Origin of the sequence: Flavobacterium sp. (assembly GCF_035292545.1) — a bacterium.
In the GTDB taxonomy this organism is placed as follows: Bacteria; Bacteroidota; Bacteroidia; order Flavobacteriales; family Flavobacteriaceae; genus Flavobacterium.
This window is the reverse complement of record NZ_DATDPV010000067.1, coordinates 48,223-67,505: the sequence shown is the minus strand read 5'-3', so window position 1 is coordinate 67,505 and position 19,283 is coordinate 48,223. Positions and strand designations below refer to the sequence as shown.

15 protein-coding genes are annotated in these 19,283 nt (G+C 31.3%); 10 read left to right on the top strand and 5 right to left on the bottom strand.

The window, feature by feature from the left end:
• Positions 1-7: 7 nt before the first annotated feature.
• Positions 8-607: a bifunctional phosphoribosyl-AMP cyclohydrolase/phosphoribosyl-ATP diphosphatase HisIE gene (hisIE, locus tag VI621_RS11355; RefSeq protein WP_324218506.1), complete on the top strand. Its 600-nt coding sequence runs from the start codon at positions 8-10 to the stop codon at positions 605-607.
• On the opposite strand, the gene VI621_RS11350 is transcribed toward hisIE, so the two are convergent.
• Both VI621_RS11350 and VI621_RS11345 read right to left on the bottom strand, forming a co-directional pair.
• Positions 608-1,000 carry a glyoxalase gene (locus VI621_RS11350; protein ID WP_324218505.1) on the bottom strand — a complete coding sequence of 131 codons (393 nt, stop codon included), beginning with the start codon at positions 998-1,000 and terminating at the stop codon, positions 608-610.
• A 76-nt stretch (positions 1,001-1,076) separates the two neighbouring features.
• Positions 1,077-2,348: an OmpA family protein gene (locus VI621_RS11345; RefSeq protein WP_324218504.1), complete on the bottom strand. Its 1,272-nt coding sequence runs from the start codon at positions 2,346-2,348 to the stop codon at positions 1,077-1,079.
• 207 nt (positions 2,349-2,555) lie between these two features.
• On the opposite strand from VI621_RS11345, the gene VI621_RS11340 reads away from it, so the two are divergent.
• Together VI621_RS11340 and VI621_RS11335 are read left to right on the top strand one after the other, a co-directional pair.
• Entirely contained in the window at positions 2,556-2,975 is a 420-nt protein-coding gene (locus tag VI621_RS11340; RefSeq protein ID WP_324218503.1) for an NUDIX hydrolase, read from the top strand.
• A complete protein-coding gene (locus VI621_RS11335) occupies positions 2,972-3,358 on the top strand; it encodes an acyl-CoA thioesterase (protein ID WP_324218502.1) in 387 nt (128 codons plus the stop codon). The genes VI621_RS11340 and VI621_RS11335 overlap by 4 nt, the downstream gene beginning before the upstream one ends.
• Position 3,359: 1 nt before the next feature.
• Here the strand turns inward: VI621_RS11335 and VI621_RS11330 are convergent, their stop codons facing one another.
• Positions 3,360-4,625, bottom strand: a complete 1,266-nt coding sequence (locus tag VI621_RS11330; protein WP_324218501.1) for a mechanosensitive ion channel family protein — start codon at positions 4,623-4,625, stop codon at positions 3,360-3,362.
• Positions 4,618-4,902: a DUF3817 domain-containing protein gene (locus VI621_RS11325; RefSeq protein WP_324218500.1), complete on the bottom strand. Its 285-nt coding sequence runs from the start codon at positions 4,900-4,902 to the stop codon at positions 4,618-4,620. The genes VI621_RS11330 and VI621_RS11325 overlap by 8 nt, the downstream gene beginning before the upstream one ends.
• A gap of 102 nt (positions 4,903-5,004) precedes the next feature.
• Between VI621_RS11325 and VI621_RS11320 the strand changes: the two genes are divergently transcribed.
• The 7 genes from VI621_RS11320 to VI621_RS11290 all read left to right on the top strand — a co-directional run bounded on the left by VI621_RS11320 (position 5,005) and on the right by VI621_RS11290 (position 17,426).
• Entirely contained in the window at positions 5,005-5,520 is a 516-nt protein-coding gene (locus VI621_RS11320) for a DUF6155 family protein (RefSeq protein ID WP_324218499.1), read from the top strand.
• Between the two features lie 81 nt (positions 5,521-5,601).
• On the top strand, positions 5,602-7,140 hold the full coding sequence (locus VI621_RS11315; RefSeq protein WP_324218498.1) for a DEAD/DEAH box helicase: 1,539 nt from the start codon (positions 5,602-5,604) through the stop codon (positions 7,138-7,140).
• A 359-nt stretch (positions 7,141-7,499) separates the two neighbouring features.
• Positions 7,500-9,041: a GT4 family glycosyltransferase PelF gene (gene pelF / locus VI621_RS11310; protein WP_324218497.1), complete on the top strand. Its 1,542-nt coding sequence runs from the start codon at positions 7,500-7,502 to the stop codon at positions 9,039-9,041.
• Between the two features lie 40 nt (positions 9,042-9,081).
• Positions 9,082-10,695 carry a hypothetical protein gene (locus VI621_RS11305; RefSeq protein WP_324218496.1) on the top strand — a complete coding sequence of 538 codons (1,614 nt, stop codon included), beginning with the start codon at positions 9,082-9,084 and terminating at the stop codon, positions 10,693-10,695.
• A 16-nt stretch (positions 10,696-10,711) separates the two neighbouring features.
• On the top strand, positions 10,712-11,491 hold the full coding sequence (locus VI621_RS11300; protein WP_324218495.1) for an endo alpha-1,4 polygalactosaminidase: 780 nt from the start codon (positions 10,712-10,714) through the stop codon (positions 11,489-11,491).
• Between the two features lie 7 nt (positions 11,492-11,498).
• On the top strand, positions 11,499-13,463 hold the full coding sequence (locus tag VI621_RS11295) for a hypothetical protein (RefSeq protein WP_324218494.1): 1,965 nt from the start codon (positions 11,499-11,501) through the stop codon (positions 13,461-13,463).
• Positions 13,464-13,538: 75 nt separating this feature from the next.
• Positions 13,539-17,426, top strand: a complete 3,888-nt coding sequence (locus tag VI621_RS11290) for a DUF2194 domain-containing protein (RefSeq protein WP_324218493.1) — start codon at positions 13,539-13,541, stop codon at positions 17,424-17,426.
• 67 nt (positions 17,427-17,493) lie between these two features.
• Here VI621_RS11290 and VI621_RS11285 read toward each other — a convergent pair whose 3' ends face one another.
• Positions 17,494-19,161 carry a DUF4832 domain-containing protein gene (locus VI621_RS11285; protein ID WP_324218492.1) on the bottom strand — a complete coding sequence of 556 codons (1,668 nt, stop codon included), beginning with the start codon at positions 19,159-19,161 and terminating at the stop codon, positions 17,494-17,496.
• Between the last annotated feature and the right edge of the window lie 122 nt (positions 19,162-19,283).

Genomic DNA, 19,283 nt, shown 5'->3' with positions numbered 1-19,283 from the left:
AAAAAAGATGAAAATAGATTTCAGTAAAAATAAAGATGGATTGGTTCCGGTGATTGTTCAGGATGCAACTACCAAAACGGTTTTGATGCTCGGTTATATGAATCAAGAGGCGTATCAAAAAACATTTGAAACAAAAAAAGTTACATTTTTTAGCCGTTCCAAAAACAGACTGTGGACAAAAGGCGAGGAGAGTGGTAACTTTTTGAATTTAGTGGATTTGAAAGTAGACTGTGATAACGATACGATTTTAGTAAAAGTAAATCCCCAAGGTCCGACTTGTCATACCGGTTCCGATACTTGCTGGCAAGAGCGTAACAATCAGGATTATGGTTTTATCTCCAAATTAGAGGAAACCATAAAAGACAGAAAAGAAAATGCCAATGCTGAGCAAAGTTATGTAGCCTCTTTATTTGAAAAAGGAATTAATAAAATCGCACAAAAAGTAGGCGAGGAAGCTATCGAAGTCGTAATCGAAGCCAAAGATAATGATGACCATTTATTTTTAAACGAAAGCGCTGATTTACTGTTTCACTATCTCATTTTATTGCAAGCCAAAGGCTTTCAATTACAAGATGTGGTTTCTATTTTAGAGTCAAGGGAGAAATAATTATTGCTCCAATAATTGTACCTGGCTTTTTAATCTTTCGATCAGCATATTCATCATTCTTTTATTTAAGTTTGATGAATTTTTTATGTATTCTCGATATTCTTCAATCGTAAAAAGCCCTATCACCATCCCTTTTAAGGCATTTCTGAATTTTATATCACGTTGGATGGCGTTCTCGATAAATTGCATTTTTTTATCGGGAGAAAACGTGTAAAATTCATTTTTATATTTACCAATAAAATTTTGGAAAGATTCGATAAACAAATCATTCTGCAATTTTAGTATCGGTCGCAAGGTCTGATTTTGAAACAATTCTTCGGAAGAAGATTCATTGGAAACAGTACCAATTGTTTCTCCTCGAAATTCGCTGATAAAAGTGTCTCTTGTTTCCATTTTTTATTTAAAGATAAAAAAAAACCGCTGTATTGCTACAGCGGTTAATTATAAGTTATGAATAACTAATTGTTAATTACTTTATTTTGAAAGTAACTCTTCTAACAATGCTACGGGCAACTTTTGAATCTTTGTCTACAGAAGCATCTTCTCCGTTACCAACAATATCCATTCTTGAAGCATCAATTCCTGCGCTTACAAGTATGTTTTTAACGCTAGTAGCTCTTCTTGAAGATAAATCGTTATTGTATTCAGCATTTCCAATCTCATCAGCATAACCAATTACGTCAGCTTTTGCAGATGGATTAGCTTTCAAATATTTAACTAAATAGTTAATACTTCCAACTGAATTTTCATTAGGTTGAGTTGAATTTGTATCAAAATAGATATTTACATATCCACCATTGATTAATTCTTCAATTGTACTTTGACTTGCAGTAGCACTTGATCCTTCACCGTAAGTTTTAGTTAAATAGCTTTCCAATTCGTCAGCAACACCATTATTGTTTCTATCGATTGTTCTTCCTTTAGAATCTACAGCAACACCAGTAATAGTATTTGGCTCAAGATCTAAATAATCAACTATACCATCTTTATCAGAATCATTATTCAATGTTTCTAAATCACCAACTCTGGTTTCTAACGCTGCAACTTTATCAGTTAAATTTTCTTCAAAATACCAATCTGCATGTTTTTCGTTTTTACCTAAGTAGATAGAAAGACCTATGGATGCATTGAATAGAGTTCCATTAAAACCTCTATTGTCAGGATTTTCTTGCGTACCGTCAAAAGTTCTGTTTTGTCTAATGTTATTCACCATTGTGAAATCACCATTTAAAGCAATTTTTTCAGTTAATTTTATTTGGCCCGTTAAACCCAATAAAAAGTTAGCCATGTTATCAGTACTACCTTCAAAAGCATCATTTTTCATAAATGAATATCCAGCTCCTGTGTGCGCCTGAAGATTTAATCTTTGTGTCCAGTCTTCAAAATTTAATAATCTTCCAACATTTAAAACACCTTGAAGGCTAGTTCTGTAATATTGTCCGTCAAATTCTAAGCTATTCTCATCATTTTTTAATTGGTCATAACCAAAATCAGCTTTAATACCAAATTTGTTATTAAACATATATCTAACTCCTAAATCTGCATGAAATAAACTTGGAGTATTTGTATAATAACCTTGTGCAAAAGGAGTTGTAGGTTTATTAACACCCGCATTGATATCTACGGACCATTGATTAAATTCCTTTCCTAAATTTTCCGTGTTTTCTTCTTTAACTTCTTGTGCGATAAGTGCAGATACAGAAAGTACCGTTACTATGGCTGATAATACAATTTTTTTCATAAATAATTTGTTTGTTAATTTTTAACCTTGTCTTAAAAATTTTAATTCGGGTACAAATCTAATATATTTTAACATAATTAAAGTTACATAATTATTATCCTTAAATTTACAAGGTCATAATTTGGCTTTTTTTGGGGTAATATGGCTTACATTTTAGTAATTATTGCTTCATTAGTTTATTATATAATCAATTTATAACTTTAAAAAATGAGAATATCAAAAATATTTGTCACTGTTGATGTGATTATCGCAAAAATAGAACAATCCGATTTTTTTTTACTTTTAATTAAAAGAAAAAATGACCCTTTTAAAGATTTTTGGGCATTACCCGGAGGTTTTGTTGATGAAAATGAAGATCTGGAGATTGCCGCAATACGTGAATTGGAAGAAGAGACACAAATTAAAGTAACACATTTAGAACAAGTCGGCGCTTTCGGAAAGCCGTTTCGTGATCCAAGGGGACATATGGTTTCTGTGGCTTATTTTGGAATGGTTCCTGAAAATACTATTGCCGTTGCCGCTGATGATGCCAAGGAAGCCCAATGGTTTTCTATTAAAAATTTACCGAAATTAGCATTCGATCATCTAGATATTATAAATACAACACTACAAAAACAAAACTTATGAGATTTCACACTAGGAAATGGGTAAAACCCGAAGATTTAAATCCAAATGGATCTTTATTTGGAGGAAAGTTATTAGCTTGGATTGATGAAGAACTGGCTCTGTATTCGATAATTCAATTGGAAAATTCACGAATTGTGACTAAACATATGTCAGAAATCAATTTTAGAAGTTCAGTCATACAAGGTGATATTGTAGAAATTGGAATCGATGTGGTAAAATTCGGTATGTCTTCCCTTACTTTAAAATGTGAAGCACGAAATATTATGACTCGAGAAACTATCATTACCATTGATACCATTACTATGGTAAGTTTAGGAATTGACGGAAAACCAAAAGCACATGGAAAAACAGAAATAGAATTTATTAGGGATCGATTAAAATAATCTATTCCTCTTCAATGACATTTTTACCTTCAGATGGCAACTCAAAAATTTCTAAATCAAAATAGACTATCGAAGCAAAAATATGATCGAAAATATCAGACATAATATATTCGTAATTTTCAAAACGCTTATCATTTGAAAAAGTATAAATCTCTAACGGGATTCCGTGCTGAGTTGGCTGCAATTGTCTACAAAGCAAAATCATGTCTTTATTCAACCCGGGATAATTCTCTAAATATTGTGTAATATATTTTCGAAACAACCCGAAATTGGTCAGATTCCTACCATTTATAGATAGCGTTTTGTCAATTTTATTATTGATATTAAATTTATCAATTTCAGCTTGCCTGGTGTCGATAAAGGAAGTGATAAGTTGGATTTTCTTTAAATCCTGCAATTCATCTTCATTCAAAAAACGAATACTTTTTGCTTTAATCAGAATATGGCGTTTTATTCTTCGTCCATCAGAATTCAACATACCGCGCCAGTTTCGGAATGAATCTGAAATCAAACTATAGGTAGGAACGGTGGTAGTGGTATTATCAAAATTTCGAACTTTTACTGTTGCCAGATTAATTTCGATTACATCTCCGTCGGCACCAAATTTATCCATAGTTATCCAGTCGCCAATGCGTATCATGTCATTTACAGAAACCTGAACGCTGGCAACAAAGCCAAGAATCGTATCTCTGAAGATTAAAATGATAACAGCTGAAATTGCCCCTAAAAGAGTCAAAAGATCTTTTTGATTGATTCCAAATATTTTGGAGATAATAACGGCAACTCCTATAACCCAGAGGATAATCATAACCACCTGAATGTAACTGTCTATAGGTTTGTCGCTGTATCTCGGTTTTTGTTTGAGATGGTCCCGTAATGCATTAAAAATGGTTCGGATAATCAGTAAAATCAATAAAACAATATAAATACCAACTAATTTTCCGAAAATAGTTTCCCAATAAACGAAATCATTCAGAATAACAAATACTGATTTGTAGATGAATAAGAGTGGAATTAAATGCGCAATATATTTTGCCGTTTTGTTTGTAACTAAAAAATCATCAAATTTGGTTTTAGTTTTTTTAGCAGTAGTTACCAACAAGCTTATTAAAACAAACTTGAATATAACGTAAATAGCATAAGCTAAAAAACAAAGAATTACAATGTTTATAAACAAACTTGCATAGGAAGCTATTGCGTCATCAATTTCCAGTTTTCTTAATAAAGGATAACACCAACCAAATATTTTTTCGATGATTTTATGCATTTTTCAAATATTTTCTTTCAATATAAAAAGTTGCAAATGGCAGGAGTGAGGCAACTAAAATTATTCCGAAGGTTTTATAATTCCACTTTTGAGCATTTTTTAATAAAAAAGCCAATAAAACATAAAGGATAAATAAAACACCATGACTCATTCCGATAGGATATAATAATGTTTTATAAAGTACTAAATTGTTTGGTTTTATAAAAAGCATATTAAAAAATAAGACCAAGTAAGATATTCCTTCCAGAATAGCGATAATTTTGAAAAATCTAAGCATTTTTTTAATTTATAAATTGTGAGGACAAAATTAAGTATTATCATTGATTATTAAAGTATCGAAACCAAAAGTAATTTATTTTTGCAGTAATAAAAGAGAGCAATGAGTAAACGTGATTTAAAAAAATACCTTAACGAACTCGATAAAAAACAGCTCGAAGAGCAAATTCTGGAATTATATGACAAATTCAGTACCGTAAAAACTTATTATGATTTTGTTTTCAATCCTAAAGAAGACAAACTCGTGCAAGAATGTAAACTCAAAATAGCAAACGAATATTTTCCTGTAAAAGGCAAAAAAGCCAAAGCCAGACGTTCTATTGCTCAAAAGTATATCAAGCATTTTATAATCCTTGGCGTCGACCCGTTTATTATTGCCGATGTTATGTTATATTCCATCGAAATTGCACAAACCTATGCTGCAGAAAAAGTTGTAAAACAGGAATTGTTTTACAAAAGTATGCTCAATTCATTTGAACAAGCAATTAGTTATATGATTGAAAACGGTATTTTATATGAATTTCAAAATAGGGTGATAGCCATTAAAAATGAAACTGTAGCCCAAGATTGGATCAATTTTTTTGAATTTAATGCCATTGTAGAACGTTTTGATTATTAAAAATAATTTGATGATTTTGATTTTAATTGATGGAAAAACTCTTTTTTAAGCGTATTTTTGCAAAAACCATTAAGAAATACAATGCCTCACAAAGATTTAGAACTTGAAATCGAAGATAAAAAGGAGCTTTACGGCTACCAACAAGGGGACATTGATGCCATTTTTGAGCGATTGGACAATGCACCTAAAAATCATCATTTGTTGTATCAACTGCCAACAGGTGGGGGGAAAACAGTAATTTTTTCAGAAATTGTCAGACAATATTTATCCAAACATAATAAAAAAGTTGTTGTTTTAACGCACCGAATTGAACTTTGTAAGCAAACCTCAAAAATGCTCAAAGGTTTTGATGTAAAAAACAAAATCATTAATAGTAAAGTCAAAGAATTACCGGATCAAAACGATTATTCGTGTTTTGTTGCGATGGTTGAAACTTTGAAAAACCGTATCAACGACGAAAAACTGCATTTAGACCATGTGGGTTTAGTAATTATTGATGAAGCCCATTATAATTCCTTCCGAAAATTATTGAGTTCATTCAAAAATGCCTTTATTCTTGGCGTTACTGCGACTCCATTGAGTTCGAACGTAAAATTGCCCATGAATGAAAATTATGATGAACTGATTGTTGGAGACACGATTGGTTCCTTAATAGAAAAAGGATTTTTGGCAAAAGCGATTACCTATAGTTATGATGTGGGTTTAACTTCTTTAAAAGTAGGGATAAACGGGGATTATACCGTAAAATCTTCGGATGATTTATATTCCAATATGGTCATGCAGGAAAAATTGCTGCATGCCTATACCGAAAAATCTTTGGGAAAGAAAACGTTAATTTTCAATAACGGGATCAACACCTCTTTATATGTTTATGAAACTTTTAGAGAAGCCGGTTATGCGATTCGCCATTTAGATAATACAAGTAGTCCTGAGGAGCGAAAAGACATTTTACATTGGTTTAAGAAAACACCGGATGCGATTTTGACTTCAGTTGGAATTCTTACCACTGGTTTTGATGAACCAACTGTAGAAACTATTATTCTAAATCGTGCTACAAAATCATTGACTTTATATTACCAAATGATTGGTCGTGGTTCTAGAAAATTACCAAATAAAAATACTTTTGCAGTAATTGATCTAGGAAACAATGCAGCGCGTTTCGGACTGTGGAGCGCCCCAATCGATTGGCAGCATATATTTAAATCACCAGAATTTTACTTAGAAAATTTGCGTGATGATGTTGAAATAGAATTGTATTTTAAATATCAAATGCCTCCGGAATTAAGAGCCAAATTCGCTAAAACTGCCGTTGTAACCTTTGATATTGACGAAGAACATAAAATAGCCATCGCTCAAAACCTGCGCTCGAAAATAGTGCTTGAGAAATCAATAGAGCAACATGCAACGATGTGTGTTGAAAATGCCGAAGAATTGCAAGAAGCCAAACTTCTGGCTCGTGAACTTCAGGATGATATTGAATGCCGCATGAAACGTTATGCGAGTTGTTTAAGTCATTGCAGTAAAAACTATCGTGAATGGCTTGTGGACGATTACAAAATTAAACTAACCTTATTAATCGGTAAGAAATACCGGGAAAAAATAATGAATGAAGAAGATTAACTTTTAGATAATTTTTTCCAGCCACACAAATACATAATTTAAATTTTTTTCAGGTAAATAAAATTGCCTGAAAAAGATTTTCTCTTTAAATACAATCACTCATTGCTTATTTAAATTTTTGATTTTAAGCAGTTTATCGATTTTCCATTACGTTAAACAGAACAATTTTTTCTTCCTTTTTTTTCAATATATATTTGTTGTAAGTCTTATTCTAAAGAAAAGGCTTTAAATGAAAATGATATATATTTTTAATTTTTTTATATTTTAAAAATATAAGCCAGCCCTAAATTTACATAGTTTTTTTATGTCTATATATCTTATTTCAGAGGTATAGATAATTGGATTTAATATTTATTATTATGAAAGATAAATATGATGTATTGTTGATTTTAGAAGGCACCTATCCTTATAATGGCGGCGGAGTTTCTACCTGGTCTCACATGTTATGTAATGAAGTTAAAAATGTTGATTATACACTTTATTCCATTAATGCTAATTATGAATTAAAATCTAAATACGAGCTCAGCAACAATGTGAAAAATGTTATTCAGGTGCCGTTATGGTCTCCTCTTGAACCGCAGGAAATAATTAATTATGGAAATAAATATTACAAATTTGTAGATCGGAAAGAGCATAATGACAATGCGCATGTTTATCAGGTTTTTTTGCCGATTTTTGAGCGACTAATTGCAAATATTTATTCAGAAACACGGAATTTGGAAGTATTAGACAAGACCTTTTTTGAAATGTGGCAATTTTTTCAAAAGCACGATTATAAAAAAACAATGAAGAGCATTCTCGTCTGGAAAACATTTTGCAGCATGGTTTCTGAGGTAATTGCCAAAGAAAAAGAGCAGGATGTAACTTTGTATGATTTGACAGTTGGTATGCGATGGTTGTATCGCTTTTTAATTCCTATATCTATTGATGTTCCGAAAGTGGATATTTCGCATTTAACGGTATCTGGTTTCCCGGTAATTCCGGCTTTAGTTCTAAAATATAAATACGGAACACCTATCATCGCAACAGAGCATGGTGTATTTATCAGAGAACGGCTTTTGGCTATCAATACTTCTGAATATTCGTTTTTTCTCAAAAAACTGCTTATAAAACTCTCTGAGTGCATTACCGAATTGGTTTATTACAAAGCAGATTTGATTTTATCCGTTAATAAATTCAATATTAACTGGGAAAAATTATACGGTGCAAATACAAATAAAATTGAAGTTATTTATAATGGAATTGACCATCAGCTTTTCGCTCCGGCTCCAAAACCAAAGCATTTGCAAGGAATTCCAACAGTGGTTGCCGCAGCGAGAATTTTTGAATTAAAAGATATTATTACCATGATTCGATCTTGCGATATAGTGAGAAAGGTAATTCCTAATGTAAAATATTTGGTTTATGGAGATAAAGATGCAGTTCCGGAATATACCAAAGAATGTGAAAACATGATCGAAGAACTCGGATTACAGGATAATTTTACGCTTGCGGGATTTCATGAAAAACCGCATTTACTTTTCTCTGAAGGAGATATTTCTATTCTGACTTCTATTTCAGAAGGTTTTCCATACACCGTTTTAGAATCCATGAGTTGCGGCACACCAGTTGTTGCTACTGATGTTGGTGGCGTAAATGAAGCTTTAGATGACAAATGTGGTTTCTTATGTAAACCAAAAGATTACGTTGAAATTGGAAATCGTGTTATCGAATTATTACAAAATGAGTCGTTAAGAACTCAAATGGGAATTTACGCCCGCAATAAGGTAATTGAAAATTTCACGATAGGGAAATTTATCCGAGAATACGAAATCGCTTATAATAAAGTAATTAGTGGCGAAATTACCGAAGTTCATACCCCAATTTTAATTCAATTGGAAAACCATCAGGCAGCTTCTTAAAAAATGCTAAAAATAACATTGAATTTGTTCCCAAATCAACATGGAAAATCATGATGAAAATATCAGGTCCTTAATACTGAAAATCAAAGATAAAATCGGTAAGCCAGTCAGTAACAGAGTGGTTATGGCTACTATTGAATCTATGGGAATTCGAGACAAGGATACTGAATTTGATTTTGGAGTTCCATCTATTAGCTATTTGGCAGATTTGATTTTTAATGAACTGACTTTTTCTGATGAGCATAAAGGAGCCAAAAATATAAAAGAAAGAGAATCCATATTAAAAAATACAAAATCAATTCAAATCTCAGATTATTTATGGATTAAGGCCAAGATTTTTGCACAATATTATCCGTTAGGAATATTTCATTTGTTGCCCGTTTTTTTACAAATTATAGCCATTATTGTATTTGGATATTCCTTGTGGACCTTTGTAGGTTTTAATCATGTTCAGTCTACAGCAGTCGTTTTGGGGGTCATTATCGGACTTGTTGCAACGGGCGGTTTTGTTCAGGTAATTGGAAGACAGGCTTCGTTTTATTGGAATCATGAGGATTTTGTAATGACAAAACAAACGGTTAATCACCTGCTGAAAATGGGAACCTTATCGCTGTGTTTTATTCTAATAAGCATTTTTTTAGTTAACTTTTTTTTTCACGTTTATCCTTTTAAGGTCTTATTTGTGGTTTTTACGTATGCTTTTCTAATAGGAATTCTTCTATTGTTTTTAGCGCCTTTACACACTATTAAACAGCGTTGGGTTATTTCGTTAGCCATTTTTGTGGGTACGACAATCGCTGTCCTTTTAAAAACACAGACTGATTTAATGATTTATTTTACGCATTGGATTGGAATTTTAATCGCAATTATAATTTCGAAGAGTTATCTCTCAATGTTTTTTAAAAAATTACTTCAAAAAGAAAAATCAAATTCTAATATTGAAGTTCGGTCAACGGTAGTTCTGTATCATAATTACAAATATTTTTTTTATGGACTTTTTCTTTATCTTTTTATTTTTACTGACCGGATTTTAGCCTGGTCATCCACCATAAATGGTTCATTGCCATTTATAGTTTATTTTGAAAAGGACTATGAACTTGGAATGGATTTGGGAATTTTGGTTTTTCTGTTGCTCTCGGGTGTTTTGGAATATGGAGTAGCTTCATTCAGCCAGTTTTTAGATATCGGACAAAAAAACACTTCCTATAAATCGCCGGAACTATTTAATAATCAGCTTTCCAAAATGTATTGGCAACATGTGAGTATATTATTATTGACAACTGTTGCCATATTTGTTTTGATTTATTTCCTGATTAATGCTTCATGGGGTTATAACGCCCAGTTTGATGAACCATTGGAAGATATTAGTATAAACGTAGGCATAATAGGAGGGATTGGGTATGCTTTTTTGGCTTGGGGAATGCTAAATACCCTTTATCTATTTACCCTCGGCCAGCCAACAAAACCATTACGGGCAATTATTCTGGCTTTCATTTTTAACTTAATTATCGGATTGATTTTCAGTCGTTTCATAGCTTACGAGTATAGTGTAATTGGAATGCTTTGTGGCTCAATGCTTTTTATGATTCTAACGCTTAAGGCAAATCTTTATTTTTTTAAAAAACTAGACTATTACTACTATGCAACTTATTAAAATTATATTATTTGTTTTGCCATCAATACTTTTTTCAAATGTATATGGAAATGGAATATCCAAAAATTCCATATTAGTTTGTTATGGAAGGTTGGAACCCGAAACAATAAAAGGATATAGCTATGTGATTCTTGAATCTCAATATTACAATATTTATGAAATTAAAAAAATAAAATCACAAAACGAAAAAGTAGTTGCTTATATCAGCTTAGGCGAAATAAATGCAAATTCTCAATATTACAGCCTGTTAAAGGAGAACTCATTCGGGAAAAATGAAATCTGGAATAGTCATTATTTGAATTTAAAATTAGAAAACACAATCGAAATACTAATGAAAATGGTAAAAAACACCTTAGCCTTTGGTTATGATGGATTGTTTTTTGACAATATTGATAATTTTGCATCATTTGGCCCACAATCACAACAAAAAGCAGAATTAATAAACTTATTGAAAGCTATTGACACGCAATATCCCAATCACATTTTTGTTCAAAATGCAGGAATCCAAATCATTAATGAAACAGCTCCTTTTGTAGATGCTATCATGATAGAATCAGTTGCAAGCAATTATACTTTTGATGATAAAAAGTATAAATTAAGAGAAGAAAAAGAGTTTGAAAATTATATAGAAGACCTAAAAATAGTCAACAAAAAGTACGAGCTTCCGATAATTCTAATCGAATATGCCGACAACTTAAAACTTCGCGATGCCATTCAAAAACGAATAAAGCCATCAAAATTCGACTATTTTATTGGAAATATAGATTTACAAACGATTCCGAAATTTTCAAATTAAATGAGATATGCTGTTCACAAGTTCTATACTATTAGGATTTATGAGGCTTTGTGCCATGCTACTTTTTTTATTCTACGTGAATAGAAAATGGGTAAGCAAATCAGCGTCCAATACTTTTTTAGAATTTTTGGTACATCAATGGTTCAGATATGGAAGTATCATTGGAATTGTAATTTTTGTGACCATTCAGTTAAGTATCTATGATTTACTAAATTGTGTTTTGATACTGCTTTTTATAATTGCTGTTGATATTATTGGTTTCCGAAATCTAAAAAATCCGGGAACCTATTTTGATAATAAAATAAAATCTATTGTCCATAAATTATTAAAAAAAATAGAACTCAACAAATCACTTTCTTCTTGGTTTGTTTTCAAAAAAAAAGATCCCGTTCAAATAAATGGCTATTTCATTCTTCTTCTGGTAATTGTTTTAACTGCAATTACATTTATAAGCCGCTTTTATTTCTTTAAATATGATTTGTATACCTTATCCGGCATTTGGGTTTCAGATTTAGAACAAGTGGTTAATTTTGATAATCAGAAATGGTTTTTTCACGGCATGACCGTTGCCGGTAATTTAGCATTTGTGAATTTCTATGCAAAAATCACTGATGTTAGCCCGGAAATTGCCTTACAATCAATTGGAATATTAGAATCTGTTTTGATTAGTGTTTTGTTATTTTGGACTATCAGAACAATCACATTTTCGAAATATATGGCACCAATAATTGCAACATTTTCATTTGCGATGCTTTATACAATAATACCTATAAATATTAATTTTTTATTACAAAGTAAATCTACCTTTTTAGCCCTTACATTTGCCTTTCCCTCCATGGTTTTCCTATTAAAACCGGGTTTATTGAAACTAAAAAAAATTAATTATTTTTTCAGTTTCTTTCTCGTTTTTATAGTAATTGGGCTCATAGATTTATTTACGCTTTGTATACTATTGCCTCCATTTTTGGTTATTTCGATATTTTTAACAAAGCATTTTGCCAGCAGACGTTTTTGGCTTGGTTTAGCAGCTTATTGTTTTTCTGTCGGAATAGTATTTGGAATTTATGCTTTGGCATGTTACCAATTAGAAACAGATTTTATGATGTTTTTGCATACCAATTTGCTGTCCGTAAATTCATATACTTATATTCCTCAATTGGTTATGCCATTAAACAGACTGATAAATTATTATGTCATTAGTGCTTTTATTGGAATTATTTTTTTGCTGAAATTCCTTTTTCATAATAAAGAAGATTGGAAAGCTTCGATTGCTTTTCTAATTTATTTTATCACTTTAATTCTATTGGGGAGTATAAAAAATCCATGGGTCGATTCGGATTTACTGATTCAATCTTTACCAGCATTTATTCCTATTGTTATCGGAATTAATTCGGCTATTATAATTCGGCTATTTAATCCATTATTTATAAAATTAGTGCAGTTCAATAAATATGCTATTGGAATTTTGGTTCTTGGAATTCAATTTTTTGCCATCTATTATCAAAAAAACACGATTAATAAATTTGTCGAATCTGACGAAACTCCTAAACAGATTCTAGATGTATATGACCAAATATCAAGTAATTATTTTCCATATACATATGCAGTCGTAAATGATGACAGAACGCAAGTGATAAGTGAAAACAAACATTTTTTTATGAATTATTCTATTTTTTTGAATGATTATTTGGAACAGGATTCTATCTATTTTAAGAATATCCGAAATCCGAAATTTTTTAAAAAAAATCCGCAAAATGTAATTCCTAAAAGCGTTTTACTTTTTGTTTTCATCAATAAAAAATCAGGCACCTATAATGACAATGATGCACTCTCGCAGCCATTAATGAACCAATTGTACTTACTGAAAAAAAGAAACAGAAAAGTTGAATTATTTTATATCAATGAAAATTTCAAAGTCTATGAAATAATTAACGAACCAAAATCAAGTAAAATTTCAGATTTAATATTCTAATTATCAAAAGAGTAATGACTCAGATGAAGATTTATACGAATTCCATATTCTTAAAAAAACAAATATTATCTATCTATGAAATTGTTTGTAAATAAAATAAAATCAAATTATAAATTGCTGCTTGCTCTGGCAATAACTTTAGTATTTATAAATTGCGGAACGATTGATAATCTTGATCCGGATAGTTTTAATTTTTTTGAAGGTGAAAATAAAAATGAACTCACAGAATTTCGAAGATATTCAGAAAACAAATTGAACCAACCCCCGTTAATTGAATTCTTAGTAGATTATCAAGATCCGGAAAGTATAAAATTCAATAATAATATTAAAAAAATATGTGATTATACCAAGTTACCGTATAAGACCACTGATATAAAAACATGGAATGCCTTGCCTGCATTTTCACCATCAACAAGGGTAATATGCATGGCAGGAACAATAAAATTCAGCAATGAATCAATTGATAAAATAACGGAATTTGTTATTAATGGAGGTACCTTTTTTTTACCAATTGCCAATGAGGACAAAAGGTTAGCATTTTTATTAGGATTTAAGCCTGAAGCGGAACATTTTACAGATATAACGTCTAGAGGTTTTAATTTTAAAGTCCCAATGTTGCCAAATTTAAATAATGCCAAAATTAACGAACAAGAACTTCATTACGGGTTTGCAAAACATAATTTTTCTGAAAAAATAAAAGTACTGGCAACTGCAATAGATGACCCTGGCTTTCCCGCCATAGTTGAAAACTCAGTTGGAAAAGGGCGTGTAATTCTTTATAACACACAAAAAGCCTTTAAAAAAAGAGATAGGGGATTGCTTTTTTCGGGAATTTTGATGGGATTAGAAGGTATTCCATATCCGATAGCAAATACAAGCACCATTTTTTTAGATGATTTTCCATGTCCTCTATATGAAATAAAAAGTGAGCCAATAGCTTCTGAAATGAATCTTACCTCAAAAGATTTTGTGAAAAATGTGTGGTGGCCTGATATGCTGAAACTGGCAAAAAAATATAATATTAGTTATTCTGTGATGTTAACTTTTGATTATAAAAATAAAGTTGATCCTCCTTTTATTTTTGACCAATGGGATAATCATAAAATTAGACATAATAAAAAAATAGAATCCCTGAGTGATTGGTTTGTTTATGATGCTGCAAAAAACGGACATGAATTGTCCTTTCATGGATATAATCATGTGGAATATATGAAAAAATTGTGGAAAAATAAGGCTTTTATTGAAACTTCGTTAAAAGCCGTGCAAAAAAAATGGGAGGTGAATAATTTTGGAAAATTGCCTGTAACCTATGTCCCGCCATCAAATTTAATTGATAATATGGGCATTGATGAACTAAAAAAAGGGATGCCTTCCTTAAAATATCTATGTAGTTCTTATGAAGGTGATTCCGCTGAAGGCGAAAACAGAGAATTTGATTTTGACCCATACAATAAAGATTTTTTTGATTATCCGAGGGTTACGGGCGGTTATTATTTAAATCCGGCACAAGAATATTCACAACAATCTGTTTATATATTTACGGGTATTTGGACACATTTTATCCATCCGGATGATGTATACCAAATCAGTAATCAAAAAAATAACAGCAAAGGAAATTATGATTACAGGAATTCTTTAAATCTTGGTTGGTATAAAACTAAAGGCAAAAACATTGGATTGTTTACTGAATTTGACAAATATATAAATGAAATGACAACTTTGTTCTCTCAAATTAGGTTTCTAAATGCTGGTGAAGCCGCAAATATTGTATTGGATTGGAGAGCATCAAACTTTAGCCATAAAAGTGAAAAAGGAATTTATACTGTTGAAGAATTGAATCCCGAAGAATCAATTTCAGGCAATCAATATTGGTTTTCATATGTACGTTCCGAAAATACTCAAAAAATGGAGACAGCCTTGCAGAATAAAGTAGTTCGATTTACTAAAACACCATATCTGGAGGGTTTTTTATATTGCATATATACCAATACGTCCAAATTAAGCCTGCCGGACTTTAATTATAGTACAGATATTCAAAAAACACATATCGCAGAGGTTTCTAAAAAAGTGAAAAATGATGAAAAAGTATATTTCGAAAAAGTAAAACAATTCATCAAAGGTGAAAAATACGGGATAGATGATTCCGAAATAAAACTAAAATCAGAAATAAAATCTTTAAAAGAAACAATGCTTGCCGAAGAAAAAATTGATTCTGTCACATGGAATAAATATACCAAATACATGACTTGGGAAGATCGGGGAATTGAGGTTTGGAAATTATTAGAAAGCCATTGTGTAAGATATCCGTTATCGCAAAATATTATGTACTCGGTCGAATTAAATAAAATTGTTGAATACCCAAATGATCTGATAAAAGAAAAATGGTTAAACGCGCAAATATTAGTAACACCTAATGATGCTGCGCTTTTGAATGATTATATTGCTTCATTTTATACAGCTGAAAATCAAGAAAAAATTAAAAATGCGTTAATAAATTTATTAAAAACAGACACCAGTTCAGTTGCTTATCTGCAATACATTCAACATCTTTTGACCTATGAACCGAAAACAGCTTTAATAGAATTAAACAAGGTTGAGCCTTCCGAAAAATTCAAAAACATAGCAGCAGATATTTCGTGGTTATATGCCGACGACAACCAATTTAAAAAGGCTTACGATTGGTCAGTTTATAGTGATGAAATTGATTTTGCAACAAAAATGTCCTGGCTAATCGAACTAAAATCATATCCGATTTTAGAAGAAGAATATAGAAAATATATTGCAAAAAACACTTCAGATTATAAAGCCAAATCAATATTTAGTAATGTAAATCATGACATTGGTAAGTTTAAGGAAGCATGGATTTTAGCCAATTCACTTCCTGAAAGTACCGAAAAAGAAAACCTAAGAGCCACACTTAATAAAGACGTAATGTATGTAGAACCAGAATTGCAACTAGATTTACTGGAAAACCATCCGGAACTTTTTTATCAGGATATAAAACAGAATTTGATAAAAACCAACCGAAAAGGAAATGGAGATTTCATAGCAATTACTACGTCTTTGGAAAGTAATAAAAAAGATCCTTCAGCCTTTAAAAATGTTATTTCCTATAATTATTTTGATAAAAAGAAAAACCTCCATGGCTTTGGCGCAACATTTAGTAAAATGCATAGACTGAATTACGAAATTCAGGATGATGACAATGTGACCCACACACTTTACGGACTTCAATATCAATATAATAATCCCAAATATTTTGAAAAATTGCAATATTGGTCAAGGATAAGAGGTGAATATAGTGATTTTGACAAATTCTATTTTCAATTTGGAATAGGCGCTAATTTTTCAAAAAATAAAAGATATTCGTCTGCTGAGTTCAAAATTTTTCCAGCAGAAACAGGAGCCGCTCATAGCAAAAATATTTATAGAATGCAGGGGAATTTTTATCATGATGCCTATCTTTTTGGAATACTGAACGCAAGTTTATCGCTTGAAGCTAATTATTATACCCAAAGTAAATCCGGAACTGTTGCAAAAACAAGCGACTCGTATGAAGCATCATCAACGGCTAAAATTACTTTGGATAATGGTGCGGAAAAAAAATCAAAATGGCTGCCATTTATTGAGACTTCCTATCTGGAATCATCCATTGGTGATGCCACAATAAATCCATCGTCCGGATATCCTTATTGGATGATTGACAGTCGATTTTATGTTGGTGGCGGTTTAGGCTGGAAATTTGGTAAAGAAGAAAGTGATTTCAGTTCCAGACTCGAAGCGGCTTGGTTTTATGATGATTACAGTGGTGACTTCAAAAGATTTACAGGAAATATGTCCTATCAGATTTTTGATTATACGGCCATTACAACAACCTTTGAAGTATATTCACAATCGAAGTTTTATTCGAATGTGATTCAGTTTGGATTAAAATACAATTTGAAGAAAAGACAAAAAAAATAGTGATAGATGAAATTTGAATTCCATCTATCACTATTAAATCAAAACACTATATATCTAATCTTGAAAATTAGTGACTCACTACAACTCTCCTGGTTTCTTTTTTGTTATTATTTTGAAACTGAACAAAATAAACACCACTACTTAAACCTTGTGTATTCAAAATCATTTTATTTGTAGTTAGCGTCGAACTTAAACTTACTCTTTGCCCAAGTGAATTATAGACAGTAACTTTGTAATTACTTATCCCATCAAATTCAATTATTAATTCATTATCTGCAGGAACCGGATAAATTTTCATTTCTAAAGTTGGAATAGGATCATTATTTCCAAGAGTAGCTCCTCCAATGGTTACAGTATGTTTCAAATCATTATAACCCGTAGTGCTTTCCCAAGTAGTTTCATTTGCCATACGAATTGAATATTCAGGACGCGTACTTAAAGCCGAATCTGTATCTGGTAATTTCAAGTACAATTTATAACTTCCGGCAATGATATTAGCTGGCAAAGTTACATTTTGAGTAATGGTTTGTTCGACACCACTTGACCATAATCTTGGATCTGTATTCAAAGTAATAGGATATTCCTGATTACTGGAGGTATTTCTTAAAACCAAATAAACCGTTCTTTGATTGTATGGAGATGCAAAACCATTATTTTTTACTTTAAAGGTGATAGGCATTGCAGTTCCAATACTTGCCGATTGTGGGAATGTTCCATTCACCAATTCAAAACGATATCCTAATTTATTTTGAATCTCAGTAAAACAACTACCACTTTGGAAACCGCTAATTACATTAGGATTATAATCCAAATTTAAATAGGACCAGTGAAATTTTTGCATTTCATAAAGTGCAGAAGTACATGCAGATCTAGGCTCATTAACAGCACAAGTTTCACCACCCATTGGCGTAAATTTTGTCTCTTGTTCCAAATATGGATATTCTGTAGAGGTGTTACTATAAGTTCCAAAATCACTTGAGCTTGCTAAAAAACAGTCATTATGATGTCCGATTCTTGAAATATTTGTACCATTAAATGCTTGGCTTTGTGTCAAAGCTGTTGTTGTAGTATAGGTTTTTTGTTTCAATGAAGGAGTTCTAATCTGAATCATTCTCGAAGTTGGCAATGCCGAAAGAATACCGTCTACCACTTCTTTTCGATTAGCATAATCTGTTGTGGTTGGAGCCATTCCAAAATGATCCGTATAATACCATTCTCCCCAAGAACCGATAAATCCGGCTTGCATCACACTAATAACATCCACATTGGCTATCAATATTGGTTTTACTTGTGTAATATGTGCTAAAATTTGTGCTTTTGAAGCATCTCTTTGTCCAGCTACATCATTATCAGAATAAGCAAAACGAACAATACATTTCAATCCTGCATTTCTGATTTTAATAAAATCATCTTGCATTGCGCTTAAATAGGCACTAGATATTGGAGTGCTTTTAAAACTTTCCAAATAGAATACTCTTAATATTAAGGTTGTATTATTTGTGCGATAATTGTTTAATGTTGTTTGATTTAAGCTAGAATAACTAGTTGAATGTGTTTCCGTATGTCTGTAAAAACCTCTTTCCGGATTATTAATTATGACAGAACTTGGAGTATAATTTACTGTTGTTGTTGTTTGAGCAATTCCATAGAACGATAGAAGTAATAGCATTGCGGATAAAAAATACTTCACTTTAAACGTGAATCTAGAAATTGGGGTTGTTGTAGTTGCTTGCATTTTCGAATTGTTTAATATATTTTATTGTATAACATATTGCAAATGTATACGTTAGGTTTATTTTAAAAATAAAAAAGAATGTTAAAACTGTACTTTTTATCGATGAAAGGAGCATTTTAACA